This is a genomic window from Rhodanobacter sp. OR87, from assembly GCF_000473345.1.
In the GTDB taxonomy this organism is placed as follows: Bacteria; Pseudomonadota; Gammaproteobacteria; order Xanthomonadales; family Rhodanobacteraceae; genus Rhodanobacter; species Rhodanobacter denitrificans.
The window spans coordinates 25,321-42,900 of the sequence record NZ_AXBJ01000004.1 but is presented as its reverse complement, the minus strand read 5'-3'; the positions used below and the strand labels follow the sequence as shown (position 1 = coordinate 42,900).

The window sequence follows — 17,580 nt, the reverse complement described above, 5'->3', positions numbered from 1 at the left end:
TCGACATCCGAACACTGAAGGAGAACCGCTATGGATTACATCAATCTCGGCAAATCCGGCCTCAGGGTCTCGCGCATCTGCCTGGGCTGCATGAGCTATTCGGTAACGCCCGCCAAGGAGAGGCCATGGACGCTGGACGAGGAGCACGGCCGGCCGTTCATCCGGCGCGCGCTCGAGCTGGGCATCAACTATTTCGACACGGCGAACATGTATTCGCGCGGCGGCAGCGAGCTGGTGCTGGGACGCGCGCTGCGCGATTTCGCGCGGCGCGAGGAGGTGGTGATCGCCACCAAGGTGTTCTATCCGATGCGCGGCGACGCGAACGGCGGCGGCCTTTCGCGCAAGGCGATCATGACCGAGATCGACGCCAGCCTGCGCCGCCTCGGCACCGACTACGTCGACCTCTACCAGATCCACCGCTGGGATCACGCCACGCCGATCGAGGAGACGCTGGAGGCGCTGCATGACGTGGTGAAGGCGGGCAAGGCCCGTTACATCGGTGCCTCGTCGATGATGGCGTGGCAGTTCGCCAAGGCGCTGTACACCGCCGACCTGCATGGCTGGGCGCGATTCGTGTCGATGCAGCCGCACTACAACCTGCTGTACCGCGAGGAGGAGCGCGAGATGCTGGCGCTGTGCGCGGACCAGGGCGTCGGCGTGGTGCCGTGGAGCCCGCTGGCGCGCGGCCGGCTGGCGCGGGCGTGGGAGGACGAACCGAGCACCGTGCGCGGCGGCTCCGATCCGTGGGGCGACGGCGTGTATGCCGCGAGCAAGGCGGCGGACAAGGCCGTGGTGGATCGCGTCGGCGAGGTCGCCGCGCGGCTCGGCGTGCCGCGCGCGCAGGTGGCGCTGGCCTGGCTGCTGCACCAGCCGGCGGTCACCGCGCCGATCGTGGGCGCGACCAGGCCGCATCATCTGGAAGAGGCGGTGGCGGCGTTGTCGGTCAGCTTGCCGCCGGCGGAAATCGCCGCGCTCGAGGCGCCGTACGCACCGCACGCCGTCGCCGGCATCGACTGATCAGGGCAGGCGCTCGACCGCGACGCCCAGCAATTCCAGTCGCGCCTGCACGCTGTCCGGCCCGGCCAGGTGCGCGGCGCCCACGGCGATGAAGACGGTGCCGGGCTGCTGCAGCATCGCGGCGATCTTCGTCGCCCAGACCTGGTTGCGCTGCACCAGCAGCAGTTGGTAGAGCTTCGGCTCGCGCCGACGCATGTCCTCGTTGCCGATGCGGGCGATGCTGTTCACGTCGCCGGCCTTCCAGGCGTCGATCAGCTCGGTGAGCTGGAACGCGCCCTTGTCCGCGTCGCGCATGGTCGAGCGCAGCAGGGCCAGCTCGATCGCGCGCGGCATGTCGGCGAGAAAGCGGATCTGCTGTTCGGCGGTTTCCAGCCCCAGCACCGGCTTGCCGGCAGCGCTCATCTGCGCCTTCAACTGCTTGTCCACGCCATGCTCCGGATCGAGCCCGGCCTTGTGCAGCGGTGTCAGCGCCAGGGTCAGCGCGGCCAGCCACGGGCGCATCACGTTCAACGTCTGCAGGCCGCCGGGCACGTCGAGCCTGTTCGCCAGCAGGTCCAGCCGGTGTGCCTCCGCTGGACTGAGCTGGCTAGACAAGGGGTGCGCCGCATCCATCCCGTAGCGCAATACCAGCGCCGCCATGTTCGCCGGATCGTCGTCGGTCAGCTCGATGTACAGCGTGCGGCTGTCCGCCAGTGCCCGGTCCAGCTCGGGGGAATGCCAACCGGCATCGCGCGGCATCAGGTGCACCGTGCCGAACAGGTAGATCGTGGTGTCGGCATCCTTCACCACCCACAAGGCGGGTTTCGCCAGCGCCGGGGCGCAGGCGAGCAGCAGGGCGAGGCAGGCGAGCAGGCGCAGCGCGATCGTGGGTTTCATGCCGGGAGTGTCGCGGCTGGCCGCGGCCGGTTCAATCCCGGCGAGGTGGTGACGATGCGGGCCATCGAGCCGCGCGACCTCGATGCCGGGCCTACGCGCGTCCCCGTGGATGTGTGGAACCCCGTCGTCGAGGTTCGCCACGTCCCTGTCGACCTTGGCCATCCCGGCGTCGGGGTGGCATACGTCCTCGTCGGGGTCTGGAACGTTGGCGCCGGGGGCTACGTACGTCCCGGCCGAGGTGCGCCACCTTGGCGTCGGCCTGCCGGGTGTCCCAGGCGACCTACGGATGCTCCATGTCGAGGTTCTGCACGTCCCGGCCGGGCTTCGCCAGCCCGGTGTTGACGTTCGCGACCGCCTGAGCGGGGCGGCCGGACGTCCCGTCGCTGGCGTCGGCAAGGACTCCGCGCCGGGCGCCCGGCGTGGCGTCAGCGTGGCGTCTCGTTGGTCAGCGCGTAGGCGCTGGCGCGCACCGGCTCGATCGGACGCACTTCGAACGCCAGGCCGTAAGCCAGGCAGGGATTCTCCGCCGCGATCGCCGCCGCCTCGTCGAGGCTGCGGGCGAGGATCGTCCAGTAGCCGCCCACGATCTCCCTGGCCTCGGTGAACGGACCATCGGTGATCGCCTGCCGCGACACCAGCTTGCCCTCGCGCGCCAGCCGCTGCCCGGCGCGCATGCGACCCTCGGCCACCAGCCGGTCGTGCCAGGCATAGAAGCGGTCGATCGCCGCCTGGATGTCCTCGCGCGCGGCGTCCCGGTCCCACTGGCCGCGGGAGAGGACGAGGTATTCGGACAGTGGGGCAGGTTCGTTCATGGTTCGTCTCCGTCGGAGCGCGATGGGCGAGGGAGGCGCGACGGCCAGGGAGTTCGGGAGCCGCCCTCGTCCCTGGAGCCCGTGTGCGAGCTACAGGCCAAGCAGCCGCCACGTCCAGTAGGCGCCGATGCCCATCTGTACGGCAAAGGCGGTGAAGCGGGCATTGACGGCGATGACGCTGGTCGAGGCCAGGTGGATGCCGGACTGCACGACGCGGGCACCCAGCAGCCAGGGCGCGAGCGCATCGGTCACTTCCGCCCGACCCGTCGCGATGGCGACCAATAGCAGCCCGCCGAACACCGGCAGGCTCTCGACGCAGTTCGCGTGCGCGCGGGCGAGCCGCTGCATGAACGGCGAGACATTCGAGTTGTCGGGCTTGAACTCGTTCGAACGGAAGTGGCCCGTGACCACCAGGTAGCTGCGCAGCACCTCCATGACGACCAGCAGGAGCAGCGTCCAGGCAAGGAACAGGGTGAGTACCAAGGCAGAGGTGGTCATGTTTGGTCGGCGATTCGCGTGGGGTGATGGTTCCGGGGCACAGATGATTGAATCAGATTGATCACCTACGCCTACTTTGCTCGAAGAGCCGACTTGATTTCGTTCGTCCGTTATTTAATCGTGCCCAGACAACGGGGTAGGACCCCCTCCTGATCCCGCAGCATCTCGACGCGCACGTCATGTCGCCCCGCAGACCCGGTCGCCGTCTTGAACCTCCCCTACCCGTCATCACGACCAACCGCGCGCAAAACTCAGCGCGGCACGCGGTAGCCGCCGGGCACGCCGCGCGGGCTCAGGGTGAGCTGCCACAGCTGGTCGCGGCGGCAGCGGAATACGGCGGCGGAGGCGGCGAGGTAGTAGCGCCACATGCGCCGGAAGCGTTCGTCGTAGCTGGCCGGCAGGCTGGGCCAGGCGGCTTCGATGTTGGCGCGCCAGGCGGTGAGCGTGCGGTCGTAGTCGGCGCCGAAGTTGTGCCAGTCCTCGACCACGAACAGGTCCTCCAGGGCGGCGGTGACCTGGCTGGCGGCGGGGATCATCGAATTGGGGAAGATGTATTTCTCGATCCACGGGTCCGGTTGCGCCGGCGCGCCGTTGCTGCCGATGCAGTGCAGCAGCGAGAGGCCTTCATTCTTCAGGCAGCGGCGCACGGTCTCGAAGTAGGCGCGGTAGTTCCTGCCGCCGACGTGCTCGAACATGCCGATCGAGAACACCGCGTCGAACCGTTCGTTGACCTCGTGGTAGTCCTGCAGGCGGATCTCGATCGGCAATCCGGCGCACAGCTCGCGCGCGTAGTCGGCCTGCTGCTGCGACACGGTGATGCCGACGCCCTCCACGCCGTAGCGCTCGGCCGCGTACTTGAGCGCCTCGCCCCAGCCGCAGCCGATGTCGAGCACGCGCTGGCCGGTCTTCAGCTGCAGCTTGCGGCAGACCAGGTCGAGCTTGGCTGCCTGCGCGTCGTCGAGGTTGTCGGCCTTGGCCCAGTAGCCGCAGGAGTACACCAGGCGCTTGCCCAGCATGGCGTGGAACAGGTCGTTGCCGAGGTCGTAGTGCGCCTTGCCGATCTCGAACGCGCGCTCGCCGCGCTGCAGGTTGACGAAGCGCGCCTTGAGGTGGGCGAGCAGGGTGTCGAGCGTGCGCAGTTCCTGGTCCAGTCCGGCGGTGAGCAGGCGGGTGAACAGCGCGGGCAGGTCGTCGGCGTCCCACCAGCCGTCCATGTAGGCCTCGCCCAGGCCCAGCGAGCCGTGCGCGAACACGCGTGCGTACAGGCGTTCGTCGTGCACGCGCAGGTCGGTCGGGGCATCGCCGTCGATGCGGATGCCGGCCTGTTCGAGCAGTTCGCTGGCACGATTCTTCAGGTCGTCCTGGCTCATGCGTCGTCTCGCGGTTTGTGGAATCGTGGCGGTCAACCACCGCCGAGCAGGGCAAAGTTTGCCGGCGAAAGCGCATACGTCGCGTCGACGCCGGCGCCGCGCACCAGCTGCAGCAGCAACTCGGCCTGTTCCTCGCGCAGCAGGAACTCGACCCTGACCGGCAGGTCGTCGGCCAGCTCGAAGAACTGCTCCTCGTGCAGCACGCCATGCCGGCCGAAGCCGGCGATCGCGCGGAACACGGAGCCGCCGCCCAGGCCATGCGCCCTGGCCTGTTCCAGCAGCCACTCGGACAGCAGCATGCCGTCGTGCTTCGTGCGCGAGTGGCAGTAGAAGTACAGGTGCACGCCGTGCTGCAGGGTCTCCTGGTTCATGCGGTGCTCCCGGTTCAGTGGCGCAACAGGCTGCGGGTGAGGGCGATGCCGAGCACGGTCATCGCCAGCGAGCCGGCCACGTGCACGGCCACGTGGCCGCTGAACCACAGGTATTGCTGGCGCAGCAGCAGCGTGGCGGACTCGGCCGAGAAGGTGGAGAACGTGGTCAGCCCGCCGAGGAAGCCGGTGAACACGAACAGCCGCAGCGCCGGCGACAGCGCCTGGAAGTGGTCGAACAGGCCCATCACGCAGCCCATCAGCAGGCCGCCGACGAGGTTCGCCGCCAGCGTGCCCAGCGGCAAGGTGGGGAAGACGGGGTTGAGCAGCACGCCCAGTCCCCAGCGCAGCCAGCAGCCCAGGGCGCCACCGATGCCGATTGCCACAAATCCGTTCAAGCCCACGTGCGCGCCTCCTGACAGTGAATGTGTCCGGTTGTCGCGGCGGCAGGCACGCCTGCGCCGCCGGAAACCGGGGTGCAGGCATCATCAGCTTCGACGCGGGATCGCGGGAAGCGGTTTGTCCCGAGGTGCCCGAGGGCTCCGGAACGGGAGGCATGCCATCTCCCGGTGGGGCATCCTAGTCGATCCGGCGGCCCCGTCGTCAAGCGCGGACGTCTATACTGCGCGACCCGTCGATGCCCGTGTTGCCATGAACCCAGCCCACCGTCCCGTGCGCCGCAGCCTGCCGTGGCTGCTGGCCGCGCTGTCGATGATCGGGCCGTTCTCGATCGATGCGGTGTTTCCGGCGTTCCCGCTGGTCGGCGCGCACTTCGGCGTGGATGCCGCGCCGCTGCAGCAGCTGATCAGCGTGTACCTGGTCACCTATGCCGCGATGAGCCTGTTCCACGGCGCGATTTCCGATGCGGTCGGGCGCAAGCCGGTGGTCGTCGCCGGCCTGCTGGTGTATGCGCTGGCGTCGGTGGGTGCGGCGATGTCCACCTCGTTCGCGATGCTGCTGGCCTGCCGCGGCCTGCAGGGCATGTGCGCCGGCGCCGGGTTGGTGGTGGGCCGGGCGGTGGTCCGCGACAGCCTGGAAGGGCCGGCCGCGCAACGGCTGATGTCGCAGGTGATGATGATCTTCGGGGTGGCGCCGGTGATCGCGCCGATGGTCGGCGCGCTGCTGCTGCCGCTGGGCGGCTGGCATGGCATCTTCTGGCTGCTGGCCGGGTTCACCGTGCTGCTGGCGCTGGCGCTGCAGCTGTTCCTGGACGAGACCCACCCGCCGGCGCGGCGCACGCGGTTTGCGCCACGGCCGCTGCTGGCGGGCTACCGGTCGTTCGGCCGCGACCGGCTGTTCTGGCCGCTGCTGGTTTCCAGCTCGGTGAACTTCGCCGGGCTGTTCCTGTACATCGCCTCGGCACCGCGCATCGTGCGCGAGCTGCTGCAATTGTCGGCGCAGGGTTTTCCGTGGCTGTTCCTGCCGGTGGTCAGCGGCCTGATCGGTGGCGCCTGGCTGTCCGGGCGGATGGCCGGGCGGCACAGCGCGAACTCCACGGTGAGCCTGGGCTATGCGGTGATGTTGCTGGCGTGCGCGGCGCATTTGCTGCTCGCGCTGCTGCTCCCCGCGCCGCGGCTGCCTTGGTCGATGCTGCCGCTGATCCTGCACGGCATCGGCGTGCAGCTGGCGTTCCCGACCCTCACCCTGCTGCTGCTGGACCGCTTCCCGCATCATCGCGGCGGGATTTCCTCGGTGCAGGCGTTCGCCAGCCTGCTGCTGTGCAGTTTCGTGGCCGGGGTGATGTCGCCGCTGCTGTCCAGGGGCATGCTGCCACTGGCGCTGGGCGCCTCGGCGCTGACCGTGGCCGGCGTACTGGCGTGGTGGTGGTATCACCGCCTCACGCGCCGGCCGCTGGAACTGCCGCTGGCCGATGCCGGCACGGCGGCGATGCAGGCGGAGATCGCCGAGCCGCGCTGACACGGCGGCCGGATCGAGCCGGGCCGGACGGGGCGTCAGGCGGGCGGGGCCGGCGCGGGCGTGGCGGCGCGCACCACCGAATCCGCCGACATCAACACGCTGGCCTCGGCCAGCGCCCGCACCAGCGACGGCGGGCGGTAGCTGGCGTCGGCGAGCCAGCGCTGCCATACCGAGTCGTCCACCTTCTCGTTGACGCCGGCACCGAGCCGGCGGTCGAACGGCGGCTTGAACTCCTTGTAGATGCCGTCCATGAACTCCCGGTACGAATTGCGCGGCACGCCACGGTCGGCATCGACCGGCGGCAGCAGCCGTTCGCTGCAGGCAAGGCCGGTATCGATCGCCTTGCGCTGCAGCCACGCCAGCGGCAGGTCGGGCAGCGGGTCGGGCCGGCGGCCGGCACCGTCGCGCGCGTTGCCGCCGCCGACGTCGGCGTGCGCGCCGATGAACCAGCGCTGTTCGATCTCGATCTGCTCGCGCTTCTTCGAGGTCAGCGTCTCGCCGGGCTTCACCGTGTACGGGTTGCGCGTCCATACCGTGGGCGCGAAGTCGGCGCGGTGCTCATCCAGCGCCAGCGCCTGGTAGGCGTACTTCACGATCTTGCTGAGTTCGGTGTCGTGGAACTGATAGCGCTTGCGCGCGTAGGGAAACCACGAGGCGGTACCGGGGATGCCGAGCGAACCGACGGTGTCCCACACGCCGATGAAGTGGATGTCGATCACGATCGAATGGCTGGCGCGAAATTCCACCGCGATCGGGTCGTCGGGCTTGCTGCCGGTGTCGCGATAGAACGCGTAGGCAGCCGCAGCGTCGGGCCTGGCCACGCTGGCGTGGGCGTCGCAGCGGAGCAGGCCGCACTTGCGGATCAGCCCGCCGAGGCTGCGCGCGGTATAGGCGCCGCGGCTGAAGCCGAACAGGTAGAGGAGGTCGCCGGGCTGCCAGGTCTCGCACAACCAGCGATAGCCATCGAGCACGTGGTCGGACAGGCCGTAGCCGAACGCGCCGCCGAGCAGATGGGCGATGCCGCGCTTCACGCCCACGCCCGGGATGTAGTTGACCAACTGTCGGGCGCCGGCGGCATCGCGTGCCGCGATCAGCCGGCGCAGGCGTTCCACGTTGGTGTTCGACTCGGGCTTGTTCCAGGTGCCATCGAACAGCAATACCAGCCGGCGTGCGGCCATGGTGCCCTCCAGCGATGCGTTCGGGGTTGGCGCAAGCCACTCTAGGCCGCGCCGGTGCGTCGGGCCAGTGCCGGGAGAGGCGCGCAGGCGTACCCTGTGCGTTTCGACATCGCCGCGGGTGGACAGCACGAGCATGGACAGGCAGAGCCAGGTCGACAAGGCACGGGCGTTCCGCCAGATGCACGATCGCCGCGCGATCCTGCTGCTGCCGAACGCCTGGGATGCGGGCAGCGCACGGCTGTTCGCGCGGCGCGGCTTCGCGGCGGTCGCCACCACCAGTGCCGGCGTGGCCTGGTCGCTCGGCTACGCCGACGGCGAACGGGCGCCGCTGGCCGAGGTACTGGCGGCGATCGCGCGGATCACGCGGGTGGTCGAGCTGCCGGTGACGGCAGACGTCGAGACCGGCTATGGCGAGACGCCGGAGGCGGTGGCCGCCACCGTGCACGCGGTGATCGCCGCCGGCGCGGTCGGCATCAACCTGGAGGACGGCCGCCCCGGCCACGGTCCGCTGCGCCCGGTCGAGGAAGCCGCGGCACGCATCCGCGCCGCACGCGAAGCGGCCGAGGCGAGCGGCGTGCCGCTCGTGATCAACGCGCGGGTGGACCACTGGATGCAGCAGGTGGCCGACCCGGCCGCGCCGCTCGCCGATGCCGTGCAGCGCGCGCAGGCCTATCTGGCGGCGGGCGCCGACGGCATCTATCCGATCGGGCTGGGCGAGCCAGCCGTGCTGGCCGCGCTGGTGCAGGCCATCGACGCCCCGGTCAACGTGGCTGCCGGTTCCGGCATGCCGGACCTGGCCGAGCTGGCCCGGCTCGGCGTGGCCCGCGTCAGCACGGCCACGCGTTTCGCCACGCTGGCGCTGGCGGCGGTGGATCGCGCCGCCGCGGCGTTGCTGGAGAGCGGCCGCTTCGACGGCCTGGGGGCGACTTTCACCTATGCGGACGCGCAGCGGCTGTTCGAGCCGGCCTGAGCGGCGCAGGAAACAGTTCTTTCATCGAGGAGTCTGCAATGAACAAGCGTATCGAGTACGGCAAGGCGGCGCCGGCGGGTCTGAAGGCCATGCTGGGCCTGGAAATGTATGTGCATGGCTCGGGCCTGGAGCACTCGCTGATCGAGCTGGTGAAGATGCGCGTGTCGCAGATCAACGGCTGCGCGTACTGCCTGGACATGCACAGCAAGGACGCGCGCGCCGCCGGCGAGACGGAGCAGCGCCTGCACGTGCTGGCGGCGTGGCGCGAGGCGCCGTTCTACTCGGCACGCGAGCGTGCCGCGCTGGCCTGGGCCGAGGCGGTCACCCTGTTGTCGACGAACGAATTGCCCGACGCCCTGTACGAGGAGGTGCACGCGCAGTTCGACGACAAGTCGATGGTCGACCTCACCCTGGCGATCATCGCCATCAACGGCTGGAACCGCCTGGCGATCGGTTTTCGCGCGGACGTGGGCAGCTACCAGCCGAAGTCGGCGGGCTGAGCGTGGCGCCGCTACCGTCCCGTCGCAGGCCGGCAGCGGCGTCCGCGCCGCGGATGCGCGGGCATGGCTGAGCGGCCGTGGCGCTGGATCGTGCGTTCTACCGGCGCGATCCGCGCGCGGTCGCGCCCGACCTGCTGAACAAGGTGCTGCTGCATGCGGACGGTCGCTGCGGTCGCATCGTGGAAACCGAGGCCTACTGCGGGCCGACGGATCCGGCCGCGCATTCCTGGCGCGGTCGCACGGCGCGCAATGCGACGATGTTCGGCGCACCGGGGCTGCTCTACGTGTACTTCACCTATGGCATGCACTGGTGCTGCAACCCGGTCTGCGGCGAGGAGGGCGAAGGCGTCGCGGTGTTGCTGCGCGCGCTGGCGCCGCTGGGCGGGCTGGCCGCGATGCGCGCGGCACGGCCGGGTTGCCGCCGCGACCGCGACCTGTGCCGCGGGCCGGCGCGCTTGTGCCAGGCGATGGGCATCGGTCGCGCGCAGGACGGCATCGACCTAGTCGGCGGTGCCGGCGGCTTCAGCATCGTCGACGATGGCGTGCCGCCACCGGTTGCACCTGTGGTCACGACGCGCGTCGGCATCACGCGCGCGATCGGGCAACCCTGGCGCTGGTACGTGCCGGGCGATGCGCACGTCTCGCGGCGCTGAACGGGAGCGTCGCGGTTGTCGCGGCGGCCACGTGGAGTTGACGGAGGCTTGATGATGCGGGGCACACGGTAGCCAGGCGTCACTCGTCCATTGCGGGGTCCGCGCCATGCCTTATTCATCCATCAGCGAACTGCCCGACAGCGTGCGCGAGCACGTGCCGAAGCACGCGCAGGAAATCTACAAGGAGGCGTTCAACGGCGCCTGGGAGGAATACGCCGACAAGGACGATCGTCGCGGCAGCGAGTCGCGCGAGGAGGCGGCGCACAAGGTCGCCAGGGCAGCGGTGAAGAAGAAATACCGCAAGGGTGCCGACGGCGACTGGCACGCGAAGTAGCCTGGTGCCGTGGTTCGGGATTCGGGTTCAGGGTTCGCGCGTCAGGCATGCGGCAGGCCGCGTGCCTTGAGGAAGTCGCGGGCGTTGCCGGCATCGTGCTCGAACCAGGCGCGCGCTGAGCCGAGCCGGAACGTGTAGCCCCAGGCGTCCATGTCGGCCATCAGGCGTTCGCGTCCCACGCCGGGCAGTTCGTCGGCCAGCACGATCTGCAGGCAGCAGGTGGCGTCTTCCTCCTCGATCGAGTCAGTGGCGTCGGTATGGACGTCTGGACGTCTTTCCGGCGGCAGCACGATCAGGTGGCCGGCTTCATGCAGCAGCGAATGCACCGGGGTGTCGCCGCGGGCGTAGACGGTGCTGCCGATGATGCCGGCCTCGCGCTCGCCCCAGAAGCTGCCGGGGATCGGTGCGCCCGGCGCCACGCGCTGCAGCTGCAGGCCGAAGCGGCCGAGCAGCGCCGCCGGCGCATCGAAGCCGATCTGGTCCAGGCGCAGTACGCGGCTGGCCGGGTCGTCGCCGGAGGCGGAATGAGTGTCGGAGTGCATGGACGTGCGCGGCGGGCGCGATGGCTTCGAGGGTGGGGCCGGGCCTGGCGACACGGCGTCGCCAGGCCCAGGGAAGCGCGGCAGCGGCTGGGCCGGTTGTCAGCCGGTCTTGGCTTCGCCCTTCGCGGCCGGCTTGCCTTCCGGCAGGGTGACCGAGAGTTCGAGGATCTCGTGGCCGCTGTCGCGCTCGAAGTTGATGTTGATCGCCTCGAGATCGACGTGGACGTATTTCTTGATCACCTCGAGCAGCTCGTTGCGCATCATCGGCAGGTAGTCCGGCGCGCCGCGGGTGGAGCGCTCCTGTGCCACGATGATGCGCAGGCGCTCGCGCGCCACGCTGGCGGTAGCTTCGGGCTTGCGCTTCAGGAAATCGAGAATGCCCATCGTGATCAACCTCCGAACACGCGCTGGAGAAAGCCTTTCTTCGGTACGTCGATGAAGCGCAGCGGGCGCTCTTCGCCGAGGATGCGGGCCACCGTGTCGCCGTAGGCCTGGCCGGCCTGCGAGGCGGCGTCGACGATCACCGGGATACCGTTGTTGGAGGCGGTCAGCACGTTTTCCGACTCGGGGATCACGCCGACCACCTCGATACCGAGGATTTCCTCGACGTCCTTCACGCTGAGCATCTCGCCGATCGCCACGCGCGCGGGGTTGTAGCGGGTCAGCAGCAGGTGCTGGGTGACCGGGCCTTCGCCCTTCTCGGCGCGCCGGGTCTTGCTGGCGAGCAGGCCGAGGATGCGGTCCGAATCGCGCACCGAAGACACTTCCGGGTTGACCACCACCACCGCGTGGTCGGCGAAGTACATCGCCAGGTGGGCACCCTTCTCGATGCCGGCCGGGGAGTCGCACACGACGTAATCGAAATCCATTTCGGACAGGCCGTCGAGCACCTTTTCGACACCTTCCTGGGTCAGCGCGTCCTTGTCGCGGGTCTGGCTGGCGGCCAGCACGTACAGGTTCTCGTAGCGCTTGTCCTTGATCAGCGACTGCTTCAGCGTCGCCTCGCCGTGCACGACGTTGACGAAGTCGTACACCACGCGCCGCTCGCAGCCCATGATCAGGTCGAGGTTGCGCAGGCCGACGTCGAAGTCGATCACCGCGGTTTTCTTGCCGGCCATGGCCAGACCGGTGGCCAGCGAGGCGCTGGTCGTCGTCTTGCCGACGCCGCCTTTGCCGGAAGTGACAACGATAATCTCAGCAGTCAAGGGCCCATCTCCGCATGATTGTTCTTGTTGTAAGGGGTTACAGCCTGGCGATCAGCAGCTTGTCGCCGTCGAGCCAGCATTGCACGGACTGGCCCTCGAGGTCGCCGGGAATCTGCTCGAACACGCGATATTGCCCGGCGATCGCCACCAGTTCGGCACGAAAGTCGGAGACGAAGATGCGCGCCTTCGCGTCGCCCTGCGCGCCGGCCATGGCGCGGCCGCGCAGGCCGCCGTAGATGTGGATGTTGCCGTCGGCGATCACTTCGGCGCCGTTGGCCACGGCGCCGGTGACGATCAGATCGCGCTCGCGCGCGTAGATCTGCTGGCCGGAGCGCACCGAACCGGCATGGTGCTGCGCACCCTGCATGCTGCCGGGCGCCGGCGCAGACAGGATCGGCTCGCGCTGCACCGCCGGTGCCGGTTCGGCGCGTGCCGCCGGCTCGGCGACGGGCGCGCTGCCCGGGGCCGGCTCGTAGGCGGCGCGGAACTTGGCGATCAGCGGCAGTCCCATGCGCCTGGCCAGCGCCTCGGTTTCACTGGTGCCGTAGGCCAGGCCCACCGGCAGCATGCCGGCGCTGCGCACCGCTTCGAGCAGGGCATCGACGGCGCCGTCGTCGGGCAGGTCGAGCAGGTGGCTCAGGTCCAGCACCACGGCGGCGCGGGCAAACATCTGCGGCGCGGCGCGCACGCGGCGTTCGAGTTCGTCGCACAGCGCGGCGGCGTCGACCCGGCGCACGCGCACGCAGGCGATGCCGACCTGGCCGAAGCGCAGGTCGCAGGCATCGTTGGTCTCTGTTCTTACACTCACGGGCGCCGCTCCCCGGCGAGGCGGCGCGGGGCGGCGTCGTGCCGGGCCGGGTGCTCGCGTTCGGCCAGCCACGGCACGTCGGGCAGGCCGCCGTGTTCGAGCCAGGTATCGCGCACGTAGGCGTAGCTGGGCAGGTCGCGCGCCAGCAGGCTGACCTGCGGGCCGTGCTCGCCCATGCGCTGCTGGCCGACTTCCTGGAAGCCGTAGGTGCCGTGGAACAGCACCACCACGTCGTCGCGCGGCTCCAGGAACACCTCGCAGGTAAGCAGCGGCACGCGCACCTCGGCGTAGCTGTGCACGTCGCAGTAGAAGATGCGGCCCAGGCCGTGGCGGCGGTAGGCGTTCGCGATCGCGATGCGGTCGATGTAGACGAACTGCGGGTAGTGGTCGGCGAACCAGCGGTAGTTCGGGCTGGCGTAGTCGCCGCCTTCGCGCAGCGCGATCAGGAACCCGGCCAGGTGGCCGTCGATCTCGGCCACGCGGAAATACTCGGCGTGCTCGTAGAAGTAGCGCAGCTGGGTTGCATCGAGGGCGAGGATGGAGCGACCGGCGGCATTGTTGAGCGCCAGTACGGCATCCAGGTCGTGCTCGCGCACGTCGCGGATGGCAAGGGCCATTCGTTGCTCCGCAATGATGGAATCGGGGACGAGGTCGGGCAGCAGCCTCGCGCAATGGCCTATTATGACATGCGGCTGTGACCCTTACATCTCGCAAGGGCACATGTAAAAGCTTCGTAAAGCCGTGGCCGGGGCGCGTGCCCGGCCATGACTTCCCGCGCATTGCGCGAAACCCCCGTACGCCCAATGATGCAGGGATGCGCTGGCCCTTCTTCAACCATATCCGCCTGCTCCGCTATGCGGGCTTCTTCACCTATCTGTCGGCCGGCACGCCGCTGGTCACGAACTGGGCTGCCGAGCGTCTGGACCAACTGCACCGTCCGAATTTCTCGCTGCTGCTGTGGACGCTGTGCTACCTGATCTTCGGTCTGATGTACTGGCTGCTGACCAGCAACCTCGGCTCGCGCCGCTATCCGGTGCTGAAGCTGCTCGGGCTGGCCTCGATGACGGCGGCGGCAGTGGCGGTGGGCTGGTACAGCCACAGCGGCCTGTCGGCGATGCTGATGGTGGTCGCCTCGCTGGTGCTGCCGTGGCTGCTGCCGTTCTGGCTCGCCGCGTTCTGGCTGGTGTTGCAGCACCTGAGCCTGGTCGCGGTTTTCGCGGGCTGGCCCGAATACGACCACAGCATCGCGGTGGGCTTCATCCAGGCCAGCATCTACCTGGGCATCTCGGTGCTGGTGTTCGTGACTTCGACAGTGGCCAGCCAGCAGGCCGAACAGCGCGAGGTGCAGCGCCGGCTGAATTCCGAACTGCGCGCCACCCGCGCCCTGCTGGCCGAGTCCAGCCGGATCGCCGAGCGCATGCGCATCGCACGCGACCTGCATGACCTGATCGGCCATCACCTGACCGCGCTGAGCCTGAACCTGGAGGTGGCCAGCCACCTCTCCAACGAGTCCGCCGGCGCGCACGTGCGCAAGGCGCAAAGCACGGCCAAGCTGCTGCTGGCCGACGTGCGCGAGGTGGTCAGCGAGTTGCGCCAGGACGATGCGATCGACCTGACCCAGGCGCTGCGCAGCCTCACCGAGGGCGTGCCCGGCCTGAGCGTGCACGTGATCATGCCGCCGCGCTTCAGCGTGGAGGATCCGCGCCGCGCGCAGGTGCTGCTGCGCTGCGCCCAGGAGATCATCACCAATACCGCCAAGCACGCCGGTGCGCGCAACCTGTGGCTGAATTTCGCCTATGCGGGGGACAACCTGCTCGGCCTGCACGCGCGCGACGACGGCCGCGGTGCCGAGAACGTCGAGCCGGGCAACGGCCTGTCCGGCATGCGCGAGCGGCTGGCCGAATTCGGCGGCAGCGTGACGCTGGATACCGGCCTCAGCCAGGGCTTCGCGCTGACCGTGCGGCTGCCGCTGGGCGAGCACACCGCGCTGGCGCACGCGCCGACGCGCCTCGAGCCGCCGGCGCTGCATGTGTCGTAACCTTGACAGCTCGCGCGGCGTGCGAAAATGCGCCGGTGTCGGCAGTGGCCCGGCCCGCCGGCTGTCAACATCACTTACCCTTAAGCCGTGTCTGCCCGAGGATCCGCGATGATTTCCGTTTGTCTCGTCGACGACCAGAATCTGGTGCGCCAGGGAGTCCGCTCGCTGCTGGACCTGGCTGAGGACATCCGCGTGGTGGCCGAGTGTGCCGACGGCGCCCAGGCCGTGCAGGACATCCCGCGGGTCAAGCCGGACGTGGTGCTGCTGGACCTGCGCATGCCGAACATGAGCGGGCTTGAAGTGCTGCAGGCGCTGTCCGCCCGCAACGAGCTGCCGCCGACCATCATCCTGACCACCTTCGACGACGACCAGCTGGTGCTGCAGGGCCTCAAGGCCGGCGCGCGCGGCTATCTGCTGAAGGACGTCTCGCTGGAGCAACTGGTCGAGGCGGTGCGCACCGTGGCCGGCGGCGGCTCGCTGGTGGCGCCGATGGTCACCCAGCGGCTGATGGCCGGGGTGGCGCGGATGCAGAACAGCTTCACCAGCCTGGAGCAGCCCGACCCGCTGACCGAGCGCGAGACCGAGATCCTGCGGCTGCTGTCCGGCGGCTACAGCAACAAGGAAATCGCCAACTCGCTGAAGGTGGCCGAGGGCACCGTGAAGAACCACGTTTCCAATATCCTGTCCAAGCTTGGCGTGCGCGACCGCACCCGCGCGGTGCTCAAGGCGCTGGAAATGGGCATCGTCTGAAGCACTCCTGGCGGCGCCGGTGGCCCCGTCGCAGCCCGCTTTTGGCCTTCCGGAACGGGCGATGCCGGCGATAGCGTTCCGGCCCGCGAGCAAGTAACATCCGTTGCTTCGGCGTTTGCCGACCCCCTGCCATGGCCCTCGGGATGAACCCTCGGGCGGGCCCGCGCGGACGGCTGGGACAACACTATCTAGGTATGGCGTAAAGACGCTTCGGAGAACTCTGGAATGATGCGTGTCTTTGAATTTCTTGCTGCCCTGGTCATCGTGGCGGTCATCGGTGTCCTGGCGGCCGTGATCATGCCCGGCAGTGGCCACGTGGAACGCCAGCTGGTCATCGGCAAGGACATGCGGCAGGTCTACGACGTGCTCGACAACTACCGCCGGCTGCCCGACTACTCGGTGCTGCGCTCGTTCGACCCGAACATCCAGTTCAACTTCTCCGGCAAGGCGTACGGCCCGGGTGCCGAGGTCAGCTGGACCAGCACCGACCCGAAGGTCGGCAACGGCGGCCTGACCATCGCCAGCGCCACGCCCGAGTTCGACAAGATCGACAGCAACACCAAGACCGCCAGCATCGTCTGGAACCTGGACAACAGCTGGCGCGGCCTGGACAAGCATTTCACGCTGGATCTGGAACGCCAGGGCAGCCGCGGGCAGCTGACCCAGGTCACCTGGTCGTATGACGTCTCCTACGGCTGGAACCTGATCAACCGCTTCGCCAACCTGTACATCCATGGCGATCCCGATTCGTTTATCCAGTTCAGCCTGAACAACCTGCAGAACGTGCTGGCCGGCGTGCCGAACATCGACTACAGCCAGCTGATTCCGCACATCGAACAGACCCAGCCGACCCCGGTGCTGCTGGTGTCCACCTCGATCCAGCGCAAGGACGGCATGGAGGCGGTGGAAGACGCCATCGCCAAGGCCAACACCGAGGTCCAGGCAGCCGCCAAGAAGCTCGGCGTGAACGTCACCGGCTCGCGCATCCTGATCACCACCAACTACGGCGACCAGACCTACAGCTTCGACGTGGCATTCCCGATCGACTCCAGCACGCTGACCATCAACGGCCAGAGCGAGCAGCTGACTGCGGCGACTCCGCCGTCGCTCGACGCCTCCGGTGCGCCGGCCGAGGCCAGCAGTGCCGCCGCCGCCGCGGATGCCAGCGTTGCCGCCGGCAGCCGCGACCGTTACGGCCGCCTGGTGGTGGACGGCAACGTGCGCGCCATGCTGGCCTTCGGCGGTGCAGCGCTGAAGGGCGTGTGGAACGGCACTTTCGCCGGCGTGCCGCAGACCCGCGACATGCTCAAGGCCTATGCGCAGACCCACGGCTACAAGTATGACGACGTGATCAACCGCGCCTACGACGTGATCGCGACGCCGGAAGTGAAGGATGCCGGCGGCAACATCACCACCTACGCGAAGTACAACGTGTTCCTGCCGATCAGCAGCGCGCCGGAGCAGACTCCGGAGCAGGAAGCCGGCCTGCAGCCGCCGACGCTCGACGAAGCGGCGCCGGCCGCGTCCGGCTCCGCCCCGGCATCGGCCGGCAGCGCTGCCGCGCCGGCCGCAGCGGCCAGCGCCGGTAAGTAAGCCGGATCGCCGCAGCGCCTCGAAAGGCCCCTCCGCTCGGAGGGGCCTTTTCTTTTCGGGCCGCCGGCCGGCGTCTTGCGGTACATTGCGGGGCGATCCTCAGCGACGGTCGGCGGGTTCGCCCGTGCCAGGCGCGGTACACCGCCACAAC

General features: G+C 69.1%; 21 protein-coding genes and 1 riboswitch. Of the genes, 9 read left to right on the top strand and 12 right to left on the bottom strand.

Going from position 1 to position 17,580, the window contains the following annotated elements:
• Positions 1-30: 30 nt before the first annotated feature.
• Positions 31-1,017, top strand: a complete 987-nt coding sequence (locus RHOOR87_RS0104795; protein ID WP_027484388.1) for an aldo/keto reductase — start codon at positions 31-33, stop codon at positions 1,015-1,017.
• Here RHOOR87_RS0104795 and RHOOR87_RS0104790 read toward each other — a convergent pair whose 3' ends face one another.
• The 6 genes from RHOOR87_RS0104790 to crcB form a co-directional block, all read right to left on the bottom strand.
• Positions 1,018-2,055 (bottom strand): TraB/GumN family protein, encoded by a 1,038-nt coding sequence (locus tag RHOOR87_RS0104790; RefSeq protein ID WP_051357930.1) that lies wholly within the window; start codon positions 2,053-2,055, stop codon positions 1,018-1,020.
• Between the two features lie 263 nt (positions 2,056-2,318).
• Entirely contained in the window at positions 2,319-2,705 is a 387-nt protein-coding gene (locus tag RHOOR87_RS0104785) for a YciI family protein (protein ID WP_027484386.1), read from the bottom strand.
• A gap of 90 nt (positions 2,706-2,795) precedes the next feature.
• Complete coding sequence (locus tag RHOOR87_RS0104780; protein WP_007507714.1) at positions 2,796-3,203, bottom strand: MAPEG family protein; 408 nt, start codon at positions 3,201-3,203, stop codon at positions 2,796-2,798.
• Positions 3,204-3,454: 251 nt separating this feature from the next.
• The gene (gene cfa, locus RHOOR87_RS0104775; RefSeq protein ID WP_027484385.1) at positions 3,455-4,573 is read right to left on the bottom strand and encodes a cyclopropane fatty acyl phospholipid synthase; all 1,119 of its coding nucleotides are present in this window, start codon (positions 4,571-4,573) and stop codon (positions 3,455-3,457) included.
• A gap of 32 nt (positions 4,574-4,605) precedes the next feature.
• Positions 4,606-4,944: a DUF190 domain-containing protein gene (locus RHOOR87_RS0104770; protein WP_015448307.1), complete on the bottom strand. Its 339-nt coding sequence runs from the start codon at positions 4,942-4,944 to the stop codon at positions 4,606-4,608.
• A 14-nt stretch (positions 4,945-4,958) separates the two neighbouring features.
• Positions 4,959-5,345, bottom strand: coding sequence for a fluoride efflux transporter CrcB (crcB, locus tag RHOOR87_RS0104765; protein WP_007507721.1), 387 nt, complete (start codon positions 5,343-5,345; stop codon positions 4,959-4,961).
• Between the two features lie 68 nt (positions 5,346-5,413).
• Positions 5,414-5,517, bottom strand: a riboswitch (Fluoride riboswitch).
• A gap of 75 nt (positions 5,518-5,592) precedes the next feature.
• On the opposite strand from crcB, the gene RHOOR87_RS0104760 reads away from it, so the two are divergent.
• Positions 5,593-6,858 (top strand): multidrug effflux MFS transporter, encoded by a 1,266-nt coding sequence (locus tag RHOOR87_RS0104760; RefSeq protein ID WP_015448306.1) that lies wholly within the window; start codon positions 5,593-5,595, stop codon positions 6,856-6,858.
• A gap of 35 nt (positions 6,859-6,893) precedes the next feature.
• On the opposite strand, the gene RHOOR87_RS0104755 is transcribed toward RHOOR87_RS0104760, so the two are convergent.
• Entirely contained in the window at positions 6,894-8,036 is a 1,143-nt protein-coding gene (locus RHOOR87_RS0104755) for a DUF2235 domain-containing protein (RefSeq protein WP_007507725.1), read from the bottom strand.
• A 133-nt stretch (positions 8,037-8,169) separates the two neighbouring features.
• Between RHOOR87_RS0104755 and RHOOR87_RS0104750 the strand changes: the two genes are divergently transcribed.
• The 4 genes from RHOOR87_RS0104750 to RHOOR87_RS0104735 all read left to right on the top strand — a co-directional run bounded on the left by RHOOR87_RS0104750 (position 8,170) and on the right by RHOOR87_RS0104735 (position 10,493).
• Complete coding sequence (locus RHOOR87_RS0104750; protein ID WP_007507727.1) at positions 8,170-9,006, top strand: isocitrate lyase/phosphoenolpyruvate mutase family protein; 837 nt, start codon at positions 8,170-8,172, stop codon at positions 9,004-9,006.
• A gap of 38 nt (positions 9,007-9,044) precedes the next feature.
• Positions 9,045-9,506, top strand: a complete 462-nt coding sequence (locus tag RHOOR87_RS0104745) for a carboxymuconolactone decarboxylase family protein (protein ID WP_007507729.1) — start codon at positions 9,045-9,047, stop codon at positions 9,504-9,506.
• A 77-nt stretch (positions 9,507-9,583) separates the two neighbouring features.
• A complete protein-coding gene (locus RHOOR87_RS0104740) occupies positions 9,584-10,159 on the top strand; it encodes a DNA-3-methyladenine glycosylase (protein ID WP_027484384.1) in 576 nt (191 codons plus the stop codon).
• Between the two features lie 106 nt (positions 10,160-10,265).
• Positions 10,266-10,493: a ChaB family protein gene (locus RHOOR87_RS0104735; protein ID WP_027484383.1), complete on the top strand. Its 228-nt coding sequence runs from the start codon at positions 10,266-10,268 to the stop codon at positions 10,491-10,493.
• Positions 10,494-10,534: 41 nt separating this feature from the next.
• Here RHOOR87_RS0104735 and RHOOR87_RS0104730 read toward each other — a convergent pair whose 3' ends face one another.
• The 5 genes from RHOOR87_RS0104730 to RHOOR87_RS0104710 all read right to left on the bottom strand — a co-directional run bounded on the left by RHOOR87_RS0104730 (position 10,535) and on the right by RHOOR87_RS0104710 (position 13,665).
• Positions 10,535-11,035 (bottom strand): hypothetical protein, encoded by a 501-nt coding sequence (locus tag RHOOR87_RS0104730; RefSeq protein WP_027484382.1) that lies wholly within the window; start codon positions 11,033-11,035, stop codon positions 10,535-10,537.
• A 99-nt stretch (positions 11,036-11,134) separates the two neighbouring features.
• Positions 11,135-11,419: a cell division topological specificity factor MinE gene (gene minE / locus RHOOR87_RS0104725; protein ID WP_027484381.1), complete on the bottom strand. Its 285-nt coding sequence runs from the start codon at positions 11,417-11,419 to the stop codon at positions 11,135-11,137.
• Positions 11,420-11,424: 5 nt separating this feature from the next.
• Complete coding sequence (minD, locus tag RHOOR87_RS0104720; RefSeq protein WP_027484380.1) at positions 11,425-12,240, bottom strand: septum site-determining protein MinD; 816 nt, start codon at positions 12,238-12,240, stop codon at positions 11,425-11,427.
• 37 nt (positions 12,241-12,277) lie between these two features.
• Complete coding sequence (minC, locus tag RHOOR87_RS0104715; RefSeq protein ID WP_007507737.1) at positions 12,278-13,048, bottom strand: septum site-determining protein MinC; 771 nt, start codon at positions 13,046-13,048, stop codon at positions 12,278-12,280.
• Complete coding sequence (locus tag RHOOR87_RS0104710) at positions 13,045-13,665, bottom strand: GNAT family N-acetyltransferase (protein ID WP_007507738.1); 621 nt, start codon at positions 13,663-13,665, stop codon at positions 13,045-13,047. Before RHOOR87_RS0104710 ends, minC begins: the two co-directional genes overlap by 4 nt.
• Before the next feature lie 197 nt (positions 13,666-13,862).
• Between RHOOR87_RS0104710 and RHOOR87_RS0104705 the strand changes: the two genes are divergently transcribed.
• From RHOOR87_RS0104705 to RHOOR87_RS0104695, 3 genes are all read left to right on the top strand, one after another.
• Positions 13,863-15,086, top strand: a complete 1,224-nt coding sequence (locus RHOOR87_RS0104705; protein ID WP_007507739.1) for a sensor histidine kinase — start codon at positions 13,863-13,865, stop codon at positions 15,084-15,086.
• Positions 15,087-15,194: 108 nt separating this feature from the next.
• On the top strand, positions 15,195-15,836 hold the full coding sequence (locus RHOOR87_RS0104700) for a response regulator transcription factor (protein ID WP_007507744.1): 642 nt from the start codon (positions 15,195-15,197) through the stop codon (positions 15,834-15,836).
• Positions 15,837-16,061: 225 nt separating this feature from the next.
• Positions 16,062-17,429, top strand: a complete 1,368-nt coding sequence (locus tag RHOOR87_RS0104695) for a polyketide cyclase (protein WP_027484379.1) — start codon at positions 16,062-16,064, stop codon at positions 17,427-17,429.
• Positions 17,430-17,580 lie beyond the last annotated feature (151 nt).